The organism is Streptomyces manipurensis, from assembly GCF_049570255.1.
In the GTDB taxonomy this organism is placed as follows: Bacteria; Actinomycetota; Actinomycetes; order Streptomycetales; family Streptomycetaceae; genus Streptomyces; species Streptomyces manipurensis.
This window is the reverse complement of the sequence record NZ_CP186950.1, coordinates 915,079-935,916: the sequence shown is the minus strand read 5'-3', so window position 1 is coordinate 935,916 and position 20,838 is coordinate 915,079. Positions and strand designations below refer to the sequence as shown.

19 protein-coding genes and 1 pseudogene are annotated in these 20,838 nt (G+C 72.7%); 14 read left to right on the top strand and 6 right to left on the bottom strand.

The features are described from left to right. Window positions 1–29 precede the first annotated feature (29 nt). Complete coding sequence (locus ACPU2J_RS04460) at window positions 30–614, bottom strand: DUF5134 domain-containing protein (RefSeq protein ID WP_423832801.1); 585 nt, start codon at window positions 612–614, stop codon at window positions 30–32. 132 nt (window positions 615–746) lie between these two features. Between ACPU2J_RS04460 and ACPU2J_RS04455 the strand changes: the two genes are divergently transcribed. Next, window positions 747–1,286 (top strand): GNAT family N-acetyltransferase, encoded by a 540-nt coding sequence (locus ACPU2J_RS04455; protein ID WP_420081644.1) that lies wholly within the window; start codon window positions 747–749, stop codon window positions 1,284–1,286. A gap of 39 nt (window positions 1,287–1,325) precedes the next feature. Here the strand turns inward: ACPU2J_RS04455 and ACPU2J_RS04450 are convergent, their stop codons facing one another. Continuing rightward, window positions 1,326–2,018 carry a glycerophosphodiester phosphodiesterase gene (locus tag ACPU2J_RS04450; RefSeq protein ID WP_420081645.1) on the bottom strand — a complete coding sequence of 231 codons (693 nt, stop codon included), beginning with the start codon at window positions 2,016–2,018 and terminating at the stop codon, window positions 1,326–1,328. Window positions 2,019–2,405: 387 nt separating this feature from the next. Here ACPU2J_RS04450 and ACPU2J_RS04445 point away from each other — a divergent pair, with 387 nt between their 5' ends. The 6 genes from ACPU2J_RS04445 to ACPU2J_RS04420 all read left to right on the top strand — a co-directional run bounded on the left by ACPU2J_RS04445 (window position 2,406) and on the right by ACPU2J_RS04420 (window position 8,596). Beyond that, entirely contained in the window at window positions 2,406–3,533 is a 1,128-nt protein-coding gene (locus ACPU2J_RS04445) for an LLM class flavin-dependent oxidoreductase (protein WP_420081646.1), read from the top strand. Then, window positions 3,533–4,561, top strand: a complete 1,029-nt coding sequence (locus tag ACPU2J_RS04440; RefSeq protein WP_420081647.1) for an alpha/beta hydrolase — start codon at window positions 3,533–3,535, stop codon at window positions 4,559–4,561. Before ACPU2J_RS04445 ends, ACPU2J_RS04440 begins: the two co-directional genes overlap by 1 nt. 81 nt (window positions 4,562–4,642) lie before the next feature. Continuing rightward, the gene (locus ACPU2J_RS04435; protein ID WP_365073472.1) at window positions 4,643–6,049 is read left to right on the top strand and encodes a DUF6421 family protein; all 1,407 of its coding nucleotides are present in this window, start codon (window positions 4,643–4,645) and stop codon (window positions 6,047–6,049) included. A 26-nt stretch (window positions 6,050–6,075) separates the two neighbouring features. Beyond that, complete coding sequence (locus tag ACPU2J_RS04430; protein ID WP_423832800.1) at window positions 6,076–6,837, top strand: SDR family NAD(P)-dependent oxidoreductase; 762 nt, start codon at window positions 6,076–6,078, stop codon at window positions 6,835–6,837. Continuing rightward, window positions 6,816–7,910 carry a threonine aldolase family protein gene (locus ACPU2J_RS04425; protein ID WP_389070148.1) on the top strand — a complete coding sequence of 365 codons (1,095 nt, stop codon included), beginning with the start codon at window positions 6,816–6,818 and terminating at the stop codon, window positions 7,908–7,910. The genes ACPU2J_RS04430 and ACPU2J_RS04425 overlap by 22 nt, the downstream gene beginning before the upstream one ends. 86 nt (window positions 7,911–7,996) lie before the next feature. Further along, a complete protein-coding gene (locus tag ACPU2J_RS04420) occupies window positions 7,997–8,596 on the top strand; it encodes a transglutaminase-like domain-containing protein (RefSeq protein WP_420081648.1) in 600 nt (199 codons plus the stop codon). A gap of 76 nt (window positions 8,597–8,672) precedes the next feature. Here the strand turns inward: ACPU2J_RS04420 and ACPU2J_RS04415 are convergent, their stop codons facing one another. Further along, the gene (locus ACPU2J_RS04415) at window positions 8,673–9,395 is read right to left on the bottom strand and encodes a lysophospholipid acyltransferase family protein (protein WP_361599626.1); all 723 of its coding nucleotides are present in this window, start codon (window positions 9,393–9,395) and stop codon (window positions 8,673–8,675) included. 322 nt (window positions 9,396–9,717) lie between these two features. On the opposite strand from ACPU2J_RS04415, the gene ACPU2J_RS04410 reads away from it, so the two are divergent. From ACPU2J_RS04410 to ACPU2J_RS04390, 5 genes are all read left to right on the top strand, one after another. Then, complete coding sequence (locus tag ACPU2J_RS04410) at window positions 9,718–10,047, top strand: thioredoxin family protein (RefSeq protein WP_365495291.1); 330 nt, start codon at window positions 9,718–9,720, stop codon at window positions 10,045–10,047. Between the two features lie 295 nt (window positions 10,048–10,342). After that, on the top strand, window positions 10,343–10,882 hold the full coding sequence (locus tag ACPU2J_RS04405) for a flavin reductase family protein (protein ID WP_420081649.1): 540 nt from the start codon (window positions 10,343–10,345) through the stop codon (window positions 10,880–10,882). Between the two features lie 200 nt (window positions 10,883–11,082). After that, a complete protein-coding gene (locus tag ACPU2J_RS04400) occupies window positions 11,083–11,868 on the top strand; it encodes an electron transfer flavoprotein subunit beta/FixA family protein (protein WP_361599635.1) in 786 nt (261 codons plus the stop codon). A 60-nt stretch (window positions 11,869–11,928) separates the two neighbouring features. Beyond that, window positions 11,929–12,903 (top strand): electron transfer flavoprotein subunit alpha/FixB family protein, encoded by a 975-nt coding sequence (locus ACPU2J_RS04395; RefSeq protein WP_420081651.1) that lies wholly within the window; start codon window positions 11,929–11,931, stop codon window positions 12,901–12,903. Window positions 12,904–13,077: 174 nt separating this feature from the next. Continuing rightward, entirely contained in the window at window positions 13,078–14,376 is a 1,299-nt protein-coding gene (locus ACPU2J_RS04390; RefSeq protein ID WP_420081652.1) for a DUF6986 family protein, read from the top strand. An 83-nt stretch (window positions 14,377–14,459) separates the two neighbouring features. Here ACPU2J_RS04390 and ACPU2J_RS04385 read toward each other — a convergent pair whose 3' ends face one another. Continuing rightward, complete coding sequence (locus ACPU2J_RS04385; protein ID WP_423834928.1) at window positions 14,460–15,446, bottom strand: LacI family DNA-binding transcriptional regulator; 987 nt, start codon at window positions 15,444–15,446, stop codon at window positions 14,460–14,462. 186 nt (window positions 15,447–15,632) lie between these two features. Between ACPU2J_RS04385 and ACPU2J_RS04380 the strand changes: the two genes are divergently transcribed. Beyond that, the gene (locus ACPU2J_RS04380) at window positions 15,633–16,670 is read left to right on the top strand and encodes an NUDIX hydrolase (RefSeq protein ID WP_420081653.1); all 1,038 of its coding nucleotides are present in this window, start codon (window positions 15,633–15,635) and stop codon (window positions 16,668–16,670) included. A 269-nt stretch (window positions 16,671–16,939) separates the two neighbouring features. On the opposite strand, the pseudogene ACPU2J_RS04375 reads toward ACPU2J_RS04380, so the two are convergent. After that, window positions 16,940–17,616: pseudogene (locus tag ACPU2J_RS04375) on the bottom strand (MBL fold metallo-hydrolase); the annotation flags it as partial. 102 nt (window positions 17,617–17,718) lie between these two features. Next, on the bottom strand, window positions 17,719–19,083 hold the full coding sequence (locus tag ACPU2J_RS04370) for a dipeptidase (protein ID WP_361599650.1): 1,365 nt from the start codon (window positions 19,081–19,083) through the stop codon (window positions 17,719–17,721). Window positions 19,084–19,505: 422 nt separating this feature from the next. On the opposite strand from ACPU2J_RS04370, the gene ACPU2J_RS04365 reads away from it, so the two are divergent. Then, window positions 19,506–20,708 carry a geranylgeranyl reductase family protein gene (locus ACPU2J_RS04365; RefSeq protein WP_365073891.1) on the top strand — a complete coding sequence of 401 codons (1,203 nt, stop codon included), beginning with the start codon at window positions 19,506–19,508 and terminating at the stop codon, window positions 20,706–20,708. Window positions 20,709–20,838: the final 130 nt, after the last annotated feature.

Below are 20,838 nucleotides of genomic sequence, written 5' to 3'. Positions count from 1 at the left end.
GGTGACGCAGGACACGTCCGGGCCGGCCGTCACATCGTGAGCAGCATCGCCAACATCCCCATTCCCATGGTCAGTCGGCAGGCCCGGACGAACTCGGCCCGCTCCTCGCCGCCGGGACGGGCGCGCGCCACCTCCCCGCCCGCCGGGCCGCCCGCCGCGATCAGCCGCGTCCCGCCGAGCACCACGTAGCCCGCGTAGTAGAGGAGGAGCGCCCCCGTCAGCAGCGGAGGCCCCGACGCGGCGGCCGGCCCGGCCGCCGTGTGCGCCGCGTGGGCCGCTCCCTGCCCGGCGGCGGCCGGCGCCAGGGCCAGGTGGGCCATGGTCAGCGAACCCACCAGGTGGTGCGCATGGTGCAGGCCGTGCCGCAGCATCCACAGGGCGTGCAGCGCCGCCGCGCAGAAGACCCCACCCAGCAGCGGCGCGCGCCACCCCCCGCCCAGAGCCAGGGGGACGGCCATCAGCGCCATGCCGAAGGCCATCACCGCCTCGCCCGCGGCGGCCCCACTGCCCGCTCGGCGCACCCGCCGCAGGCAGTACGCGCCGCTCACCGCGCACAGGAGGACCAGCAGCCAGGAGGACAGGGAGGCGGACAGGGACGTGGCGGAACCGTGCACGGCGGAACCTCCCGGTTCGTCGGCGTCACCGGGAAAGGTTTCCCCTCTCGCGCGGCGCTCACGCGGCCGCGGGATAGGCTCTCCCTGCCGTACCAGGCATGTCATATGCCACCGCACTGAACGGAGCGCCCGATGCCGACCGCCCAGTCCGCAGCCCTGAGTTTCCGCGGCGCCGTGGAGGCGGACGTGCCCGCACTGGTCACGCTCGTGGAGTCCGCCTACCGCGGCGACGCGAGCCGGGCCGGCTGGACCACCGAGGCCGACTACCTGGACGGCCAGCGCACCGACCCGGACGGGGTCCGCGCCGTCATCGACAGCCCGGACTCGGTCCTGCTGGTGGTGGAGCGCTCGGGCGAGCTGGTCGCCTGCTGCCAGCTCGAACACCGCGGTGACCACGTGTACTTCGGCATGTTCGCCGTCCGCCCCGGCCTGCAGGGCGGCGGCCTCGGCAAGGAGATCCTGGCCGAGGCGGAGCGTCGGGCCCGGGAGACCTGGGGCGCCGCGGAGATGCGGATGACGGTGGTGAACGTACGGGAGGAGCTCATCGCCTACTACGTGCGCCGCGGGTACCGGCGCACCGGTGAGCTGAGCCCCTTCCCCTACGGCGACGAGCGCTTCGGCATCCCGCTCCGCGACGACCTCGCCTTCGAACTGCTGGTCAAGCCCCTCTGACGGCTCGGGCGCCGAGGCGGCTCAGGCGGCTCGGGCGGCTCAGGCGGTGAACCGGCCCGTGCTGCGGATCTCCGGGAACGCCGTCGCCGCGCCGTCCAGTCCGAGGGCGCGCGCGAGCCGCAGCAGGTCCAGGGTGTCGACCGCCAGGCCGGTGATCCGCAGGCCGGCGGCGTGCGCCGCCTCCACCGTCGCCAGGGTGACGAGGCGGACGTCCACGGCGACCGTGGCCGCACCCACCGCCAGCGCCCGGTGCACGACCCCCTCGGTGTCGCCCGCGCGCGGCTCGGTGAGCAGGGTGGTCCGCACGCCCGGCACCAGCCGGGCCGTCTCGGCGAGCACCACCTCGTGGGCGGAGGCCACCTCCACCCGCGAGGCCAGGTCGCGCCGCCGCACCAGATCGGCGAGCGCGGCGACCGAGGGCTGGTCCACGAGGGACACGAGCAGCGGACACCGCACCGCGTCCAGCACCTCGTCCAGGACCGGCACCCGCTCGCCCTGACCGGCGTCGAGCCCGCGCAGTTCGGCCAGGGTCAGGTCGGCGACGGCCCCGGAGCCGTCGGTGGTCCGGTCCACGTCGGGATCGTGCACGGCGACGAGCGCGCCGTCCTTGCTCAGCCGGAGGTCCAGGGCGATGACGTCCATGCCGGAACGTTCCGCTCGGAGGTACGACCGCAGGGTGTTCTCCGGTTCGACACCCATGACCCCGCGGTGACCGATGGTGAGGAAAGTCAAGGTTCTCTCGCTTCCGTCGACGGCGGCTCCCCGCGCGGTGGCGGTGTCCCGACCGGCCGCGCGATAGAGGTCGCATGCTAGTGCGCCGAGGGTGCGAAGGGACCGGGCGTGCACGGCCCCGTGAGAGCCCCACCGGCCGCTTCCCGCCAGGGGTGTGCGGCCGCGCGGCAGCACTTCCGCCCGTGCCGCGTCACCCGGGCGTGGGCGCGTCCCCCAGGGCTTGACGCTCCGTGTCGGGAGCGGGGCGCGAGCGGGGCACGGGAGCGGTCCGGGTCGGCCGGGTGGCCGAATCGAGGGCGCAACTGCTCTTGCTTCTTCGACATATGACTACTAGTCATATGTCGAATCGAAAGAGCATCGGGCATGCGACGCGACCCTGGAGGCGCAGTGAAATTCTCCGTGATCTTCGAAGCACAGCTCGCCGACCCGACGGTGGAACGGGAGCACCAGGTCATCCGCGACTGCGTCGAACAGGCCGTGTTCGCCGAGCGCATGGGATTCGACCGGATCTGGGCCGTGGAGCACCACGCGCTCACGTGGTACAGCCACCTGGCAGCCCCGGAGGTCTTCCTCACGTGGGTCGCGGCCAGGACGAACACCATACGCATCGGCCACGGCGTGGTGTGCATGCCCTTCCGCTTCAACCACCCCGTCCGGGTGGCCGAGCGGGCCGCCATGCTCGACCTGCTCTCCGGCGGGCGGCTGGACCTCGGGGCCGGGCGGGGCGGCACCGAGCAGGAGACCTCGCTGTTCGGCGTGGACCGCGAACGCACCACGGCGGAGGTCGAGGAGGCCCTGCGGATCATCGGCCGGGCCTGGCAGGACGAGGAGCTGGAGTACCACGGGGAGCTGCTGGACATCGGCCCGCACCCCGTCCTGCCGAGGCCCCGCCAGACCCCGCACCCGCCGCTGTTCCTGGCCTGCAGCCGGGAGGAGACCCTCGTCCAAGCCGCCGAGCTGGGCGTCGGGGCGCTGGTGATGGGCTTCGCCGGACCCGAGTCGATCGCGCGGATGCGCTCCGTCTACGACGCCGCGATCGCCGGGCGGGACGGCAGTCGCCTCGTCTCCACCGCGGTCAACGACCACTTCTCGGTGCTGTGTCCCACCATCGTCCTCGACGACGGCGCTCAGGCACGCCGCATCGGCGTCCGCGGCCAGCGCTTCTTCGCCCAGTCCATCGGCCACTGGTACGGCGGGGCGGGGGTTCCCGACGAGGCCGTGGTCGCCGGAGCCGACGAGGACAAGGAGATGCGCAGGGCCGCGGAGCAGGTCGTCGCGCGGCTCCACGAGCAGGACATCCCGGTCCGGCCGTCCTCCACGGCCACCTTCAACGCCGAGCACGCCTACGGGACCGCGGAGGACGCCATCGCCCACGTGGAGCGGCTCCGGCAGGCCGGCGCCGACGAGATCATGTGCCTGGTCCAGATGGGCACGGTGGAGCAGGAGGCGTGCATGGAGACCCTGCGGCAGTGGGGCGAGACGGTCATCCCGCACTTCCGCCTCCGGGGCCTGTGATGTCCCGCCCCGCCGCTGGTCCGGCCCCCGGCCGCTCCTGCCGGGAGCGGCTCGACCCGGCGGCCCGCCCCTGGGCCGACGCCCTCGCCGCGTCCTTCCCCGACCTCGGCCGGAGCGTCACCGACGCCCGCGAGGCCCGGCGGATCCTGGCCGCGGCGCCCCGCCCGCCCGCTCCCGCGCCGCCCGTCGGCGCGGTCGTGGACCGTACGGTGCCCGGGCCGCCCGGCGCGCCGCCCGTTCCCGTGCGGATCTACCTGCCCGATCCCCGGCGGTGGCCGGGGCCCCGGCCCACCGTGGTGTTCTGCCACGGCGGGGGCTGGGTGCTGTGCGACCTGGACACCCACGACACGACGGCCCGCAACCTCGCGCGGGCCTCCGGCGCGGCCGTCGTGTCCGTCGACTACCGGCGGGCCCCGGAGCACCCGTTCCCCGCGGCCGCGGAGGACGCCCACGCCGTGCTCCGCTGGGCGGGCGAGCGCGCCGGCGCGCTCGGCGGGGACGCCCGCGCCCTCGTCGTCGCCGGGGACAGCGCCGGAGGCAACCTCGCCGCGGCCTCCCTGCTGCTCGCGCGGGAACGGGGCGGCCCTCCCGTCGCCCTCCAGGTGCTGGTCTGCCCCGTGCTGGACCTCGGCCGGGAGCGGCGCTCGTACCGGACCTGCGCCGAGGGCGGATTCCTCACCGCGACCCACATGCGGTGGTTCCGCGGGCAGTACCTCGGCCCCGGCGGAGACGGCCGGCACCCGCTGGCCTCACCACTGCGCGCCGACCCCGCCGGACTGCCGCCCGCCCACGTGGTGGTCGCCGGGTGCGATCCGCTCCGCGACGAGGGCGTCGCGTACCACCGCAGGCTGGAACGGCGCGGCATACCTTCGTTTCTGGACACCCATCCCGGCATGTTCCATGGATTCCTCGGCTTCTCCGCAGCCTTGCCCCAGGCACATGAGGCCTTGCTGCGACTGGGCGGAGCTATCAGTTCCACCCTGAAGAACCGGAAGACTTCCGGTGGAGTGGGGGGTACCACAGGATAATTTCCGGAGATCCCTCTTGAGTAGGAGAGCCTCGCACACATACGCTGTGCTGACGTGAGGTTCTCCTGTGGAGGAAGTGACATGACGGAAACTCTTGTGCCGGGCACCGGCGGGGCCGTGATAACCGCTGGGGCGCGGGTGGTCGACCACCCCGCGTGGCCCGAGCTCAAGGCCGCCGTGGAGGAGATCCGCCCCTGGCAGTCGGCGGACGGCTCCATCGACTTCGAGGCCGAGGGCGAGCACGCCCGCGCCACCGTGAACGCCGCCGTCGAGCGCGTGATCACCGCGGTGGAGACGCTGTCCCCGCTGCTCCCGCACGCCGAGGAGTACCACAAGGCCCTCGTCGCCGACCTGCGCAAGTGGGCCGCCGAGGACTTCGGGGTCCCGGACTTCCTGGACTCGCTGATGGCCTTCCAGCCGGCCGCCGAGCGCGCCGACGGCCTCCAGCACCTGGTCGTGTTCCCCATGTACACGCAGAACGGCAACCCGGACCGCAACCTGGAGGCCGTCGCGCTGAAGATGGTGTGGCCCGAGTGGCTCGCCGAGCTGGAGCGCACGCGCTACGACAACCCGCTCTTCCTCGGCATCACCTTCGAGGACTTCACCCCGGGCTACGACACCAACTCCGCCGTGCTCTTCCCGGAGACCATCGCCGTCCGCGAGGCCCCCGAGCGCTTCACCTGGGGCGGCATCTTCTGCGACCGCGAGGCGGCCCGCTACCGCAAGGTCACCGCGGCGGCCGTCGACATCCTCGGCATCGAGCTGCCCGAGGACATCGCCCGCATGGTCGAGGACCAGGAGCGCTGCGAGAAGGCCTTCGTCCTGTGGGACATGGTCCACGACCGCACCCACAGCCACGGCGACCTGCCGTTCGACCCCTTCATGATCAAGCAGCGTCAGCCGTTCTGGATGTACGGCCTGGAGGAGCTGCGCTGCGACCTCACCGCCTTCAAGGAGGCCGTGAAGCTGGAGTCCGAGGGCAACGAGCACGGCCGTGACGTGCAGTACGCCGTCCTCTTCGACCGGATGTTCCGCTTCCCGGTCTCCGGCGACCGCAACCGCAACTACGACGGCCTCGGCGGCCAGCTGCTCTTCGCCTACCTCCACAAGCACGACGTCGTGCGCTGGACGGACAACAAGCTGAAGATCGACTGGATGCGCGCCCCGCAGGTCACCAACCAGCTCTGCGCCGACATCGAGGACCTCTACCGCGCGGGCATCGACCGCCCGAAGCTCGTCCACTGGTTCAAGGCCTACGAGCTCGTCTCCACCTACCTCGCCCCGCACCCGGGATCGAAGTGGGCGAAGGGCCCCGACGCCCTCGACATGACCCAGCCGCCCCGCAAGCTGGTGGACGACGTGCTTCCCGACGAGTTTCCGCTCAGCATGTTCTATGAGGCCCTCGCCAAGAAGCTCAAGGGCGTGATCGCCTCCACCAAGGGCATCACCGCTCTCAACGCCGAGAGCACCGAGCGGGCCGCCGCGTGAGCGACCGCACTCAGGAGGCTGCACGGATGAACGGCTCCGGGAACGGCAACGGAAACCTCAACGGTGCGGTGGTGGCGGTGGCCGGGGCCGGCGGCCCCGCCGGCCGTGGCACGCTGATGCGCCTCGCCGAGGCCGGCGCCGTGGTCGTCGCGTCCGACGCCGACCCGGCCCGCCTCGCCGAGGCCGTGGACGCCGCGCGCTACGCCCACGGAGGTTCCACCATCACCGGTGACACCGTGGACCTGCTCGACCTGGAAGCCACCAAGGACTGGGCCGGGCAGATCGAGAAGGAGTTCGGTCGGGTCGACGGCCTGGTCCACCTCGTGGGCGGCTGGCGCGGCTCCAAGACCTTCACGGACGTGGACCTCGCGGACTGGACCTTCCTCGAGAAGCTCCTCGTCCGCACCGTCCAGCACACCTCGCTCGCCTTCCACGACGTGCTGCTGCGCAGCGACCGCGGGCGCTTCGTGCTCGTGAGCCAGTCCGGCGCCCACAAGCCGGTCGCCAACAACGCCGCCTACAACGCGGGCAAGGCGGCGGCCGAGGCCTGGACCCTCGCCATGGCCGACTCCTTCCGCAAGGCGGGGGGTGACGAGGGCCCCGCCGCGGCAGCTGCGATCCTGGTCATCAAGGCACTGGTGCACGACGCGATGCGCGCCGAGCGTCCCAATGCGAAGTTCGCGGGCTTCACCGACGTGAAGGAGCTGGCCGAGGCCATCGCCGGCGTCTGGGAGCGGCCCGCCACCGATGTGAACGGACAGCGTCTGTGGCTCACTCCGCAACCGTGAGAACCGATGCCGGGAAGACCGACGCCCGGCGCCACCACGACCCCGCGGTGCGTGGTTTCGCCAGCGACAACTACGCGGGGGTGCACCCGGAGATCCTGGCCGCCGTCGCGCTCGCCAACGGCGGCCACCAGGTCGCGTACGGCGAGGACGAGTACACCGAACACCTGCAGAAGATCATCCGCAGCCACTTCGGACCGTACGCGGAGGCCTTCCCGGTCTTCAACGGCACCGGCGCGAACGTCACCGCCCTCCAGGCGATGACCGACCGCTGGGGTGCGGTGATCTGTGCCAGGACCGCCCACATCAACGTGGACGAGGGCGGCGCCCCCGAGCGGATGGCCGGTCTCAAGCTGCTCACCGTCGCAACGCCGGACGGCAAGCTCACCCCCGAGCTGATCGACCAGGAGGCCTGGGGCTTCGAGGACGAGCACCGGGCGATGCCGCAGGTCGTGTCGATCACCCAGAACACCGAACTGGGCACGGTCTACACCCCAGACGAGATCCGGGCGATCTGCGAGCACGCCCACGGGCTCGGCATGAAGGTCCACCTCGACGGGGCGCGGATAGCCAACGCCGCGGCCTCGCTCGACGTGCCGATGCGCGCCTTCACCAACACGGTCGGCGTGGACGTGCTCTCGTACGGCGGCACCAAGAACGGGATGATGTTCGGCGAGGCCGTCGTCGTGCTGAACCCGGACGCGGTCCGCCAGATGAAGCACATCCGCAAGATGTCGATGCAGCTCGCCTCCAAGATGCGGTTCGTGTCCGTACAACTGGAAGCCCTGCTCGCCAAGGACCTGTGGCTGCGCAACGCCCGGCACGCCAACGAGATGGCCCAGCGCCTCGCGGCGGGCGTGCGCGAGACGGACGGCGTGGAGATCCTCTACCCGGTGCAGGCGAACGCGGTGTTCGCGCGGCTGCCGCAGGAGGTCTCGCGGCGCCTGCAGAAGCGTTACCGCTTCTACTTCTGGGACGAGCCCGCGGGCGACGTCCGCTGGATGTGCGGCTACGACACCACGGAGGAGGACGTCGACGGCTTCCTCCAGGCGCTCAAGGAGGAGCTCGCCCGGTAGGCGATCCCGCTCCACGGGCTGCATAGGTATGCCGCTCACCGTAATTCTATGGATTCTCGGTGGGTGGCATGCCTATGCTCCGCGCCATGCAGCCGGATCAGCAATCCCCAGACGATTACGCCTACCTGGCCTCGAGTGAGGCGATCGACCACTGGCAGCCACAGGTCCTGGACACCTCCGAGACCCTGTGGGCCGCCAGTGGCGATGCATACTCATACGCGGAACGCGCCTTCGTGTTCGTCCGCGACACCATCCCGCACTCCGCCGACTCCGGGGACCCGCGGGTGTCCTGGCGCGCCTCCGAGGTGCTCGCGACCCGCAACGGCATCTGCCACGCCAAGTCCCACGCCCTCGTCGCCCTCCTGCGCGCCCAGGGCATCCCGGCCGGCCTGTGCTACCAGCGCCTCACGGACGACGACGGCTCGCATCCCCTCGTCCACGGGCTCGTGGCCCTGCGCCTGCCCGGGGCGGACCGCTGGAGCCGGCTCGACCCGCGCGGCAACGTCGGCGGCATCGACGCCCGCTTCGGCCTGGACGAGGAGCGGCTCGCCTTCCCCGTGCGCCCGGAGCTCGGCGAGGTCGACTACCCCGGGGTCCACGCCGCCCCGCACCCGGCCGTCCTGGACGCCCTGCGCACGTCCGCCGACCGTACGGAGCTCTGGCGCAGGCTGCCCGCCTCCCTCTGAACGCCGCGAGCGCGCACGACAGCGGCCTCCGGGCCCGCTCGGGGTCCCGGAGGCCGCTGCCGTGCGACGGAGGGGCTCAGCCCGCTTCGCGGACCTGGGCCGCGGTCGGCGCCGTGCCGCCCAGGTGGGCCGGCAGCCACCAGGAGTCCTCGGTGCCCTTCGGCTTCTCCGGGTAGGCGCGCTGGGCGCTGTCCAGGAGCTCCTGGACGCGCTCGCGCAGACGCCGGGTGATGGCGCCGGCGTACTGGTCGGTGGGGGCCTCGATCGGCTCGCCCACGCGCATGGTCACCGGGATGTGGCTGCGCTTGAGGTCCTTCGGCCGGCCCTTGGTCCACAGCCGCTGGGTGCCCCAGAGCGCCACGGGGATCAGCGGGACCCCGGCCTCCTGCGCCATGCGCGCCGCACCCGACTTGAAGCTCTTGAGGGTGAAGGACTGGGAGATCGTCGCCTCCGGGAAGACGCCGATGATCTCACCGGCCCGCAGCGACTCCAGGGCGTGCTGGTAGGCCGTCTCGCCCTGCTTGCGGTCGACCGGGATGTGCTTCATCGCGCGCATGAGCGGCCCCGACACCTTGTGCCGGAACACCGACTCCTTGGCCATGAAGCGCACCAGACGCTTCTGGGGGCGGGCCGTCAGCCCGGCGAAGATGAAGTCGAGGTATCCGATGTGGTTCGACACCAGCACGGCACCGCCCTTGCGGGGGATGTTCTCGGTGCCCTTCATGTCGATCCGGATGTCCAGCGCGCGGAACAGCCCGTGCGCGGCGGCGATCACGGGAGGGTAGACGAGCTCAGCCATGGGGAGACCCGCTTTCTGCCTGGGGAGGTGCTCCCGGCCGGAAGTTACGGAAGCGTAGGTACGCGACCATGGGGATGGTGCCCCAAACCGAGCCCGCTGGCCAGTCCAGACGTCCGTGGCAGGGGAGATTCTCGTCACGCCGGGAATGTCGGGGGTCCCGCGGGCGCTGCCATCCGGTACGAGCGTACGACGATCATGCGGGCACGTGAACACCCGGGCGTGCGAACGCGCGGGCGGGCGCATGTACGGAACGCGAAGCGGGCGCGCGCACGGGAACGCGAACCCGACGACGGACGACGAACGACGGACGACAGGAGCGCGGATGCGCGGGGAAACGGGCGGACCGGCACGGCTGGGCGCCGCGGAGCTGGGCGCGGAGCCGGGGGAGCGGGCCAGCCTGGTGCAGTTCTCCAGCGCGTTCTGTCAGCCCTGCCGGGCCACGCGGCGGATCCTCTCGGAGGTCGCCGGGATGGTGGACGGCGTCGCGCACATCGAGATCGACGCCGAGGACCGGCTCGACCTGGTGCGCGCCCTCGGGATCGAGAAGACCCCGACCGTGCTCGTCCTGGACGCCGGCGGTGCGGTCGTCCGCCGCGCGGCCGGCATGCCCCGCAAGGCCGACGTGATCGCGGCCCTGGGCGCCGCCGTATGACCGGGGCGGAAGGCGCGGTGCCGCACGTCGCGGGCCGCCGCACCGCCGGGCGGCCGGTCGCGCCGGTGCACGCGCCCGCACAGCGCGTGACGCGCCTGACATCTGCCCGATCCCGCTTGACGGCGTCCGAGGGAGATCGCCAGGCTTGCCGTATGCGGTATGAACTCCTGCTCCACGGGCGCGTCCACCGGGACCCGGCCCGCCACGCGAGCGCGCGCTGTCCGGATCACTGAACGCTCCGCGCCCTGATCCCGAACCGTGCCCGCGCGTCCTGCGGCAGAAGGCAGAACCCCTGATGAGTGCTCCGACCGTCCCGGCGATCCCGACGGCCGCCCCGTCCCCGTCCGGCCCCGGCCGTCCCGGCTCGCCCGACCTCCTGCGCTCCGTCTTCCGGCAGCACGCCGCCGGAGTGGCCGTGATCACCGCCCAGGACGGCGGCCGGCCCGTGGGGTTCACCGCGACCTCGCTGAACTCCGTCTCGGCGGACCCGCCCCTGCTGTCCTTCACCATCGCCACCGGCGCCTCCAGCTGGCCCGCGGTGCGCGACAGCGAGCACCTCGGCGTCCACATACTGGGCGAGCACCAGCGGGAGCTGGCCGGGCTGTTCGCCCGCAGCGGAGCCGACCGTTTCGGGTCCGGCACGGGCTGGGCCGTCGGTCCGCACGGGGTGCCGGTGCTGGACGGCGTGCTGGCGTGGCTGGTGTGCCGGGTGGTGGCCCGGGTGCCCGCCGGCGAGCACCGTGTGATCATCGCCGAGGCCGTCGTGGGTGATCCGACGGGCGAGGGCCGTCCGCTGCTCTACCACCAGGGTCGCTTCAACGCCCTGCGTGACTGAATCGTCCCTGCTGGGACGGCTTGGGCGGCGTTGGGCAGATCACAGCTCGCCGACCTTGCGGTGTGGCGGGACCCACTGTGTACTGACGAGTAACATTCCCTTCGGGGCGCGGGCCGCCCCGATCGGGATCCGCCCGACAAGGCGCCTATGCTGCCTGCATAAGGCGGTACACGAAAAGACGATGCGGTAGGAGAGCCGGCGTGAGCCTGAGGATCGTTGTCTGTGTGAAGTACGTGCCCGACGCCACTGGCGACCGGCAGTTCACCGAGGACCTGACCGTCAACCGTGACGACGTCGACGGCCTGCTGTCGGAGCTCGACGAGTACGCCGTCGAGCAGGCGCTGCAGATCGCCGACGAGGCCGACGACGCCGAGATCACCGTCCTGACGGTCGGTCCCGAGGACGCCAAGGACGCGCTGCGCAAGGCGCTGTCGATGGGTGCCGACAAGGCCGTCCACGTCGAGGACGACGACCTGCACGGCACGGACGTCATGGGCACCTCGCTGGTGCTCGCCAAGGCCATCGAGAAGGTCGGCTACGACCTGGTCATCACGGGCATGGCGTCCACCGACGGCACCATGGGCGTCCTCCCGGCGATCCTGGCCGAGCGCCTGGGCGTCCCGCAGGTCACCCTGCTTTCCGAGGTCAAGGTCGAGGACGGCACCGTGACCGGCCGCCGTGACGGCGACACCGCGAGCGAGCAGCTGGAGGCCTCCCTCCCGGCGCTCGTCTCGGTGACGGACCAGTCGGGCGAGGCCCGCTACCCGTCCTTCAAGGGCATCATGGCCGCCAAGAAGAAGCCGGTCGAGTCCTGGGACCTCGAGGACCTGGAGATCGAGTCCGACGAGGTCGGCCTCGAGGGCTCCTGGACCGCGGTGGACTCCGCGGCGCAGCGCCCGGCGCGCACCGCCGGCACGATCGTCAAGGACGAGGGCGAGGGCGGCAAGCAGCTGGCCGAGTTCCTGGCCGGCCAGAAGTTCATCTAAGAGCTTCGGTCATCCCCCTCAAAGCCCCCAGACACTTCGCAATAGCAGGAGAGCAGTCCCATGGCTGAAGTTCTCGTCTACGTCGACCACGTGGACGGTGCCGTCCGCAAGCCCACCCTCGAGCTGCTGACGCTGGCCCGCCGCATCGGCGAGCCCGTCGCCGTCGCCCTGGGCGCCGGTGCCGACGCCACCGCCGCGGTGCTCGCCGAGCACGGCGCGGTCAAGGTCCTCACCGCCGACGCCCCCGAGTTCGCCGACTACCTCGTCGTACCGAAGGTGGACGCGCTGCAGGCCGCGTACGAGTCGGTGTCCGCCGCAGGCTCCCTCGCCGCCGTGCTGGTCCCGTCCTCCGCCGAGGGCAAGGAGATCGCCGCGCGCCTCGCCGTGCGCATCGGCTCCGGCATCATCACCGACGCCGTCGACCTGGAGGCGGGTGACGAGGGTCCGGTCGCGACGCAGTCCGCCTTCGCCGCGTCGTTCACCACCAAGTCCCGCGTCTCCAAGGGCACCCCGGTCATCACCGTCAAGCCGAACTCGGCCCCGGTCGAGGCCGCCCCGGCCGCCGGTGCCGTCGAGGCGCTCGCCGTCACCTTCGGCGCCCTGGCCACCGGTACCAAGGTCACCGCGCGCACCCCGCGCGAGTCGACCGGCCGTCCGGAGCTGACCGAGGCCGCGATCGTGGTCTCCGGCGGCCGCGGCGTCAACGGTGCCGAGAACTTCGGCATCATCGAGGCCCTCGCGGACTCCCTCGGTGCGGCCGTCGGCGCCTCGCGCGCCGCCGTCGACGCCGGCTGGTACCCGCACACCAACCAGGTGGGCCAGACCGGCAAGTCGGTCTCCCCGCAGCTCTACATCGCCTCCGGCATCTCCGGCGCCATCCAGCACCGGGCCGGCATGCAGACCTCGAAGACCATCGTGGCCATCAACAAGGACGCCGAGGCCCCGATCTTCGACCTCGTCGACTACGGCGTGGTCGGCGACCTCTTCGCGGTCGTCCCGCAGCTGACCGACGAGATCCAGGCGCGCAAGGGCTGACCTGCGCTTCTCTTCACAGCTTGGCTTCTTCGGGGCCGTGTGGTGTTCGTCACCGCACGGCCCCGAGTCGTTTGCCCGTGCCGCCCGGGGGACCATTGACGGAGCGGAACCGCATGACTAAATTCTGCTATGCGGATCTAAGCTTCCGTGAAGCGGAAAAGAGGAGTGTGCACGATGGGTCAGCAGGAGAAGGTGGCGACGAGCCTCGCAGGCGCGGTCAGCGAGGGCATCAGCGCCTCCCTCGCGCCGGTGGACGCGGAGCTCGCGCGCCACTACCCGGGCGACCCCGGCACCCGGCAGCCTGTCCACACCGTCTACGTGCCCGGTGACGTCTTCGCCGCGGACACCGTCCGTTCCTGGGGCGACCAGGCCCTCGCCGCCCTCGACGAGCACGCCCCGGACGCCGTCACCTTCGCCAAGGTGCTCGGCATTCCCGACGAGCTGGCCGGGCCCGTCTACGACCGCGTACGCGCCAAGCTGCGCGACGAGCCCATCGAGGACCTCCGCGTCGACTTCGAGGACGGCTTCGGGGTCCGCTCCGACGAGGAGGAGGACCAGGCAGCGGCCCGCGCCGCCCGCCTGGTCGCCGAGGCCTACTCCAACGGCACCAACGCCCCCTACATGGGCATCCGGATGAAGTGCATGGAGTCCAACGTCCGGGACCGCGGCATCCGCACCACCGACGTCTTCCTCTCCGGCCTGCTCGCCCACGGCGGCCTCCCGGACAACCTGGTCCTCACCCTGCCCAAGGTCACCTACGCCGAGCAGGTCACCGCCTTCGTCAAGCTGCTGGAGGCGTTCGAGAGCGCCCGCGGCCTGCGCCAGGGCCGCATCGGCTTCGAGATCCAGATCGAGACCAGCCAGTCCATCCTGGCCTCCGACGGCACCGCCACCGTGGCCCGCATGATCGAGGCCTCCCGGGGCCGCGCCACCGGCCTGCACTACGGCACCTTCGACTACAGCGCCTGCGTCGGCGTCTCCGCGGCCTACCAGGCCAGCGACCACCCCGCCGCCGACCACGCCAAGGCGATCATGCAGGTCGCCGCCGCGGGCACCGGCGTACGGGTCTCCGACGGCTCGACGAACGTCCTGCCGGTCGGCACCACCGAGAAGGTCCACGAGGCATGGAGGCTGCACTACGGCCTGACCCGCCGCGCCCTGGCCCGCGCCTACTACCAGGGCTGGGACATGCACCCCGGCCACCTGCCCACCCGCTACGCGGCCGTCTTCACCTTCTACCGCGAGGGCCTGGAGGCCGCCGCCGCCCGCCTGAAGGCCTACGTGGCCCGGATCGAGGGCGACGTGATGGACGAGCCCGCCACCGCCAAGGCCCTGGCCGGCTACCTGGTCCGCGGTCTGGACTGCGGCGCCGTCGGCATCGAGGAGGTCACCACCCTGACCGGCCTGACCCGCGCCGAGCTGGACGCCTTCGCCATCCCGCGCCGCTCGGCGACCCTGACGGCCTCGGCCTGAACCCTGCCCGACCCGGCCCCCGACCGGGCCGGTCCTTGCCCTGTGGGCCCGTCCGGAACGTGCGCGGACGGGCCCGTGGCCGTTCAGGGCGCGGGCGGGATTTCGCCGGAGCCGCGGGGGATCAGGCGGGTGGGGAGTTCGACGCGGGTGGGGGGCAGGCCCGCGCCGCCGAGGCGCTGGAACAGGAGGTCCGTGGCCACCCGGCCCATGGCCGCCGGGTCCTGCGCGACCACCGTCACGCCCGGGCGCAGCAGATCGGCGAGCTCGAAGTCGTCGAAGCCGACCAGCGCCACCGGGCGCTCCCGGGCCGCGAGGAGCCGTACCACCGTGACGGTCACGCGGTTGTTTCCGGCGAACAGGGCCGTCACCGGCTCAGGACCCGCCAGCATCGCCCGCGTCGCCGAGACCACCCGGCCGGGGTCGGTGGAGCCGAGAGAGACCCACTCCCCGGCCACCGGCAGGCCGGCCGCGGCCATCGCCGCGCGGTAGCCGCGCAGGCGCTCCGTCGCCGTGTGGATGCGCGGGTGGTCCCCGATGAAACCGATCCGCCGGTGACCGCCCGCGATCAGGTGCGCGACGCCCTCGCGGGCGCCGCCGAAGCTGTCCGACAGCACCGCGTCGGCGTCGATCCGCCCGGCCGGCCGGTCCACGAACACCGTGGCGACGCCGGCCCTCATCTCCGGCTCCAGGTAGCGGTGGTCGGTCCCGGCGGGGATGACGATGAGTCCGTCCACCCGCCGGGCGCACAGGGCGAGCGCCAACTCCCGCTCCCGGTCGGGGTCCTCGGCGCTGGAGCCGTTGATCAGGAGTGCCCCGTGCGCGCGGGCCACCTCCTCGACGGCCCGGTTCAGCGGTCCGTAGAACGGATCGGCGAGGTCCTCCAGCACCAGACCGACCGTGGCCGTCCGGCCCTTGCGCAGCACGCGGGCGCTGTCGTTGCGGCGGAACCCCAGTGCCTCGATGGCCGCCCGGACCCGGTTCTCCGTCTCGGGGGTGACGCCCGGCTCGCCGTTGACCACCCGGGACACCGTCTTCAGGCCGACGCCCGCCCGGGCCGCCACGTCCTTCATGGTCGGCCGGTTGCCGTAGCGGGGCTCGGACGGGCGGCGGTTGTGGGGCACGGCGTCGAATCCTCCGGGGCTCTGCGGGGCTTGTGACCTCGAGCATAAGCACTCGGCCGAGAGTGAGGTTTCCGTGGCAGGGTGGGGCGGGCAGGCCACTGGAGGCTCGGGACGAGCCATGGGAGAGGGGTAGACGTGATTGTCTGGATCAACGGCACCTTCAGCGCCGGGAAGACCAGCACGGCCCGCGAGCTGACCGGAATCCTTCCGGACAGCACCCTGTTCGACCCCGAGTTCATCGGTGACGCCCTGCGGGTGCTGCTGCCGCCCAAGCGGCTGGCGGAGGTCGACGACTACCAGGACCTGCCGAGCTGGCGCCGACTGGTGGTGGACACCGCGGCGGCGATGCTCGCCGAGCTGGGCGGGGTGCTCGTGGTGCCGATGACACTGCTGCGCCAGGAGTACCGCGACGAGATCTTCGGGGGACTGGCGGCGCGGCGGATTCCGGTGCGGCACGTGCTGCTGGCGCCTGCGGAAACGATCCTGCGGGAGCGGATCGCCCACCGCCGCGAGCCCGGGGAACCGGAGGAAGTGGAACGGCGCGTCCGCCAGTGGGCCTACGACCACATCCCCGCCTACCGGCAGGCCCTCGGCTGGCTCACCGCGGACGCGCACGTCATCGACAACGGTGCCCTCACCGTGCGCGAGACGGCCGAGCGGATCGCCGAGGCCGTCCGCTCCGAGACCGCCGCCGTCTGCGACATCGTGCAGACCCCGGAGCCGACGCGGGAGACCGTGGCGGCCGGGGTGCTGCTCTTCGACGACCGGGACAGGGTGCTCCTGGTGGACCCGACCTACAAGGCGGGCTGGGAGTTCCCCGGAGGGGTGGTCGAGGCGGGCGAGGCCCCGGCCGCCGCGGGCGTACGGGAGGTCGCCGAGGAACTGGGCCTCGTCCTGGACGACGCCCCCGGGCTCCTCGTGGTCGACTGGGAGCCGCCGCAGCCGCCCGGGTACGGAGGGTTGCGGCTCCTCTTCGACGGCGGACGGCTGACGCCGGAGGCGACGGCCCGGCTCCGGCTGCCCGGCCCGGAGCTGCGGGCCTGGCGCTTCGTCACGGAGACGGAGGCCGCCGCACTCCTGCCGCAGCACCGCCTGGAGCGCCTGCGGTGGGCCCTGCGGGCCCGCGAGCGCGGCCGGCCGCTCTACCTGGAGGCCGGCGTCCCGACCGGCTGATCCGGCGGGTGTGGCTGATGCGGGCGGTGCGGCTGGTGACCGTGGGCGGTGGCGGGCGGCACGCGGGTGGCGGGCACAGGCAGGGGAGCGGGCTGCCCCGTCGCCGTCACGCGGGCAGCCGTCGTTCGTGTGCCGCACGCTGCCCGCCACCGTCGGCCTGCTGCCCGTCGTCCACCTGCGCCGTCCGGCCGTACGGGGCTGCTCGCTCCGGGTGTGTGAAGTACCCTCCGCCCGCTGCTGCTTCGCGGGCGCGCCCGAGGCGTCTGCGCCGCCGCCTCCGCCAGGGTCCGCGCCGTGTCCACCGTCAGCGGGTCGCCGTGGCCGAAGCAGGCGACCTCCGGGGCCAGCGCGGCCAGCCGGTGGAAAGTCGCGACCGCCAGGTCCCGGTCGACGTTGAAGACGCCCGGCATCACCGGGCCGACGGCCGCCACGCAGTCCCCCGTGAAGAGCACGCCGTGGCGCGGGAGGTGGACCGCGATGCTGCCCGGGGTGTGGCCGGGGGCGTGGACGGCGTAGGCCCCGTCGCCGAAGTCCAGCGGGTCCCCGTCCTCCAGCTCGCGGTCGACCGGGGTCGGCGGCGCCTCGGGCACGGTCAGCCCGTGCTCGTACAGGGGGATCTCCCAGTCCAGCAGACCGGTTCCGGTACGGGCTGCTCCCCGCGGACGACCGGTGCGTCCAGCCGGTGCGCGAGCACCCGGGCTCCCCGGCGGGCCGCGAGTTCACCGGCCGCGCCGACGTGGTCGCGATGGCAGTGGGTGAGGACGATCCGCTCCAGCCGTTCGGGCAGCAGCCCGAGGGAGCGTATGCACTCCTCGATCTCCGCGGCGGACGTGGCGTTGCCCGCGTCGATGAGAGTGAGGGCTTCGCCGTCCTGCCAGAGGTAGGCCTGGCCGATCGGGAAGCGGAGCATGTGGAGCCGGTTCGGGAGCACTTCGACGAGATCCATACGGCGAACGTACGGACCGCTCCCCGCGCCGCGCACGCGACTTCACCGTGGGCGCAGTACGCCCGGGGCGCACCGCCCCCGGGCGTACACGGACCTGCCGGGTCAGCCGCGCTTGGACTCCGCGTAGTTGACGAGGAAGAGGGCCTCCGCCACCGACAGGCGTTCCAGCTCCTGCGGCGACACGCTCTCGTTGACGGCGTGGATCTGCGCCTCCGGCTCGCTGAGCCCGATCAGCAGCATCTCGGCCTGCGGGTAGAGCGACGTCAGCGTGTTGCACAGGGGGATCGAGCCGCCCATGCCGCTGATCTGCATCTCCTGCCCGGGGTAGGCGGTTTCCAGGGCGGCGCGCATCGACGCGTACGCCGGGCTGTCGGTGTCCGCCTGGAACGGCTGGCCCTGGCCCACGACTTCGAGTTCGAGCCGCGCCTTCCACGGGGTGTGCGCCTCCAGGTGGGCCTGGAGCAGCTTGATGGCCTCGGCGGTGTCCACGCCCGGCGGGACGCGCAGGCTGATCAGCGCGCCGGCGCTCGCGTGGACCGAGGGCGTCGCACCGACGACCGGCGGGCAGTCGATGCCGAGCACGGTGACGGCCGGACGGGCCCACAGCCGGTCGGCGATCGTGCCCTCGCCGATCAGCTCGACGCCGTCCAGGACCTTCGCGTCGGCCCGGAAGTCGGCCTCCGGGTACTGCAGTCCCTCCCACACCTCGTCCGAGGCGAGCCCGTCGACGGTCGTGGAACCGTCCTGCGCGCGCAGCGAGTCGAGGACCCGGATCAGGGCGGCCAGCGCGTCCGGGGCGGCACCCCCGAACATGCCCGAGTGCAGGTTGCCGCCGAGGGTGTCGATCTTCACCTTCACCAGGCACATGCCGCGCAGGGTGGCCGTCACCGTCGGCAGGCCGAGCCGGAAGTTGCCGGCGTCGCCGATGACGATCGTGTCGGCGGTCAGCAGCTCCGGGTGCGCCTCGGCGTACTGCTGGAGGCCGCCGGTGCCCTGCTCCTCCGAGCCCTCGACGATGACCTTGACGCTCACCGGCACACCGCCGTTGGCCTTCAGCGCGCGCAGCGCCAGCAGGTGCATGATGAAGCCGCCCTTGCAGTCGGCCGCGCCGCGCCCGTACCAGCGGCCGTCCCGCTCGGTGAGCTCGAACGCCGGGGAGATCCAGGCGGCGTCGTCCAGCGGCGGCTGGACGTCGTAGTGCGCGTAGAGGAGGACGGTCGGCGCACCCGCGGGGCCGGGCAGGAAGCCGTACACGGACTGCGTGCCGTCCGGGGTGTCGAGCAGCTCGACGTCCTGGAAGCCCTCGACGCGCAGGGCGTCTGCGACCCAGGCGGCCGCCGCCTCGCTCTCGCTCCGGGGGAACTGGGCCCAGTCCGCAACCGACTGGAAGGCCACCAGCTCGGCGAGCTCCTGCTTGGCGCGGGGCATCAGCGAGGCGACGGTTTCCGCGATCGGATTCTGGGACATGGGCACGCTCCTTTTGGGTGCGACGTTGTTCTCCGTGTACGCCGCCCGCGCAGCCGCGGGATGTGCGTATGCCGGGTACGGCGAAAGACAGTCCGATCCTCGCACAGCGGGGTGGGGCGGTGTCTCACCGTAGGATTTCCCCGGCATCGGAGCAACCGGGTGATCAGGAGCAGCAACACATCGTGAGCAGCGACGACGACGTACGCGACGCAGGTGACGCAGGTGCGGACGCGGGTGCAGACGCAGGCACGGAGGCCGGCGCCGAGGTAGACGCGGGCGCGGACGGGAACGTGGACGCGGGCGTGGGGCGGGCCGGGCGTGCGCCCGGAGCCGAGGACGCCGGTGAGGAGCACCTCGACGGCGCGGACGCCGACGCCGGTGAGGAGCATGCCGGCGCAGCGGACGCCGGGGGGACCGGCGAGGTGTGGGACGTGGTCGTGGTCGGGGCCGGCCCCGCCGGGTCCTCGGCCGCATACGCCGCGGCGAAGGCGGGGCGGCGCGTCCTCCTGCTGGAGAAGGCCGAACTGCCCCGGTACAAGACCTGCGGCGGCGGCATCATCGGCCCTTCGCGCGACGCACTGCCCCCGGGCTTCGTGCTCCCGCTGAAGGACCGCATCCACGCGGTCACCTTCTCCATGGACGGCAGGCTGACCCGCACCCGCCGCTCGAAGCACATGCTGTTCGGGCTCATCAACCGGCCCGAGTTCGACGCGGGCCTGGTCGCCGAGGCGGAGAAGGCGGGCGCCACCGTCCGTACCGGCACCGCGGTGTCCCGCGTGGAGCAGCACGGCGCGGCCGTGCCCGACCGGCGGACCGTGGCCGTCGTACTGGCCGACGGCGAGACCGTCCTGGCACGTGCGGTCGTCGGGGCGGACGGCAGCGCGAGCCGGATCGGCGCGCACGTCGGCGTCGAGATGGACCAGGTGGACCTCGGCCTGGAGGCCGAGATCCCCGTCCCCGCGACGGTGGCGGAGGACTGGAAGGGGCGGGTCCTGATCGACTGGGGTCCGCTGCCCGGCAGTTACGGCTGGGTGTTCCCCAAGGGCGACACCCTGACGGTCGGGGTGATCTCGGCCAAGGGGGAGGGCGCCGCCACCAAGCGGTACCTGGACGACTTCATCGCACGGCTCGGCCTCTCCGGCTTCGAACCGGCCGTCTCCTCGGGGCACCTGACGCGCTGCCGCAAGCCCGATTCGCCGCTCTCGCGCGGGCGGGTGCTGGTCGCGGGCGACGCGGCGGGGCTGCTGGAGCCGTGGACCCGGGAGGGTATCTCCTTCGCGCTGCGCTCGGGGCGGCTCGCGGGGGAGTGGGCGGTGAAGATCTCCGAGGCGCAGGATGCGGTGGACGCCCGCCGACAGGCCCTGAACTACGCCTTCGCGATCAAGGCCGGCCTGGGCGTGGAGATGGGTGTCGGCACGCGCATGCTGACCCTCTTCGAGGCGAAGCCGCGACTGCTGCACGCCGCGATCACGGGCTTCCGGCCCGCGTGGCGGGCGTTCGCGCGCATCACGCGCGGTTCGACCACCCTGGCCGATCTGGTGCGTTCGCACGCGGTGGCGCGCAAGGCGCTGCACGCGCTCGACGCCCGGCAGGCGGCGTCCCGGGGCGGCGAGCGCAGCCGCTAGCCGGTGTACGAGCCCGGGAGAACGGTGCACGGGGCGGGCGGCGGCCGTCCGTCCCGTGCACCGTGCCCCTGCGCACCCGGGCCCCGGTGGGCCACATTGCCCCGTACGCGGCTCCGGTCGCGGTCCCGGC

Bases quoted from the DNA above. Each gene is read 5' to 3' on its own strand.
- ACPU2J_RS04455 (WP_420081644.1), top strand. From the start codon at position 747: ATGCCGACCGCCCAGTCCGCAGCCCTGAGTTTCCGCGGCGCCGTGGAG.
- ACPU2J_RS04440 (WP_420081647.1), top strand. From the start codon at position 3,533: ATGTCCCGCCCCGCCGCTGGTCCGGCCCCCGGCCGCTCCTGCCGGGAG.
- ACPU2J_RS04435 (WP_365073472.1), top strand. From the start codon at position 4,643: ATGACGGAAACTCTTGTGCCGGGCACCGGCGGGGCCGTGATAACCGCT.
- ACPU2J_RS04430 (WP_423832800.1), top strand. From the start codon at position 6,076: ATGAACGGCTCCGGGAACGGCAACGGAAACCTCAACGGTGCGGTGGTG.
- ACPU2J_RS04420 (WP_420081648.1), top strand. From the start codon at position 7,997: ATGCAGCCGGATCAGCAATCCCCAGACGATTACGCCTACCTGGCCTCG.
- ACPU2J_RS04415 (WP_361599626.1), bottom strand. From the start codon at position 9,395: ATGGCTGAGCTCGTCTACCCTCCCGTGATCGCCGCCGCGCACGGGCTG.
- ACPU2J_RS04410 (WP_365495291.1), top strand. From the start codon at position 9,718: ATGCGCGGGGAAACGGGCGGACCGGCACGGCTGGGCGCCGCGGAGCTG.
- ACPU2J_RS04405 (WP_420081649.1), top strand. From the start codon at position 10,343: ATGAGTGCTCCGACCGTCCCGGCGATCCCGACGGCCGCCCCGTCCCCG.
- ACPU2J_RS04395 (WP_420081651.1), top strand. From the start codon at position 11,929: ATGGCTGAAGTTCTCGTCTACGTCGACCACGTGGACGGTGCCGTCCGC.
- ACPU2J_RS04390 (WP_420081652.1), top strand. From the start codon at position 13,078: ATGGGTCAGCAGGAGAAGGTGGCGACGAGCCTCGCAGGCGCGGTCAGC.
- ACPU2J_RS04385 (WP_423834928.1), bottom strand. From the start codon at position 15,446: ATGAAGGACGTGGCGGCCCGGGCGGGCGTCGGCCTGAAGACGGTGTCC.
- ACPU2J_RS04370 (WP_361599650.1), bottom strand. From the start codon at position 19,083: ATGTCCCAGAATCCGATCGCGGAAACCGTCGCCTCGCTGATGCCCCGC.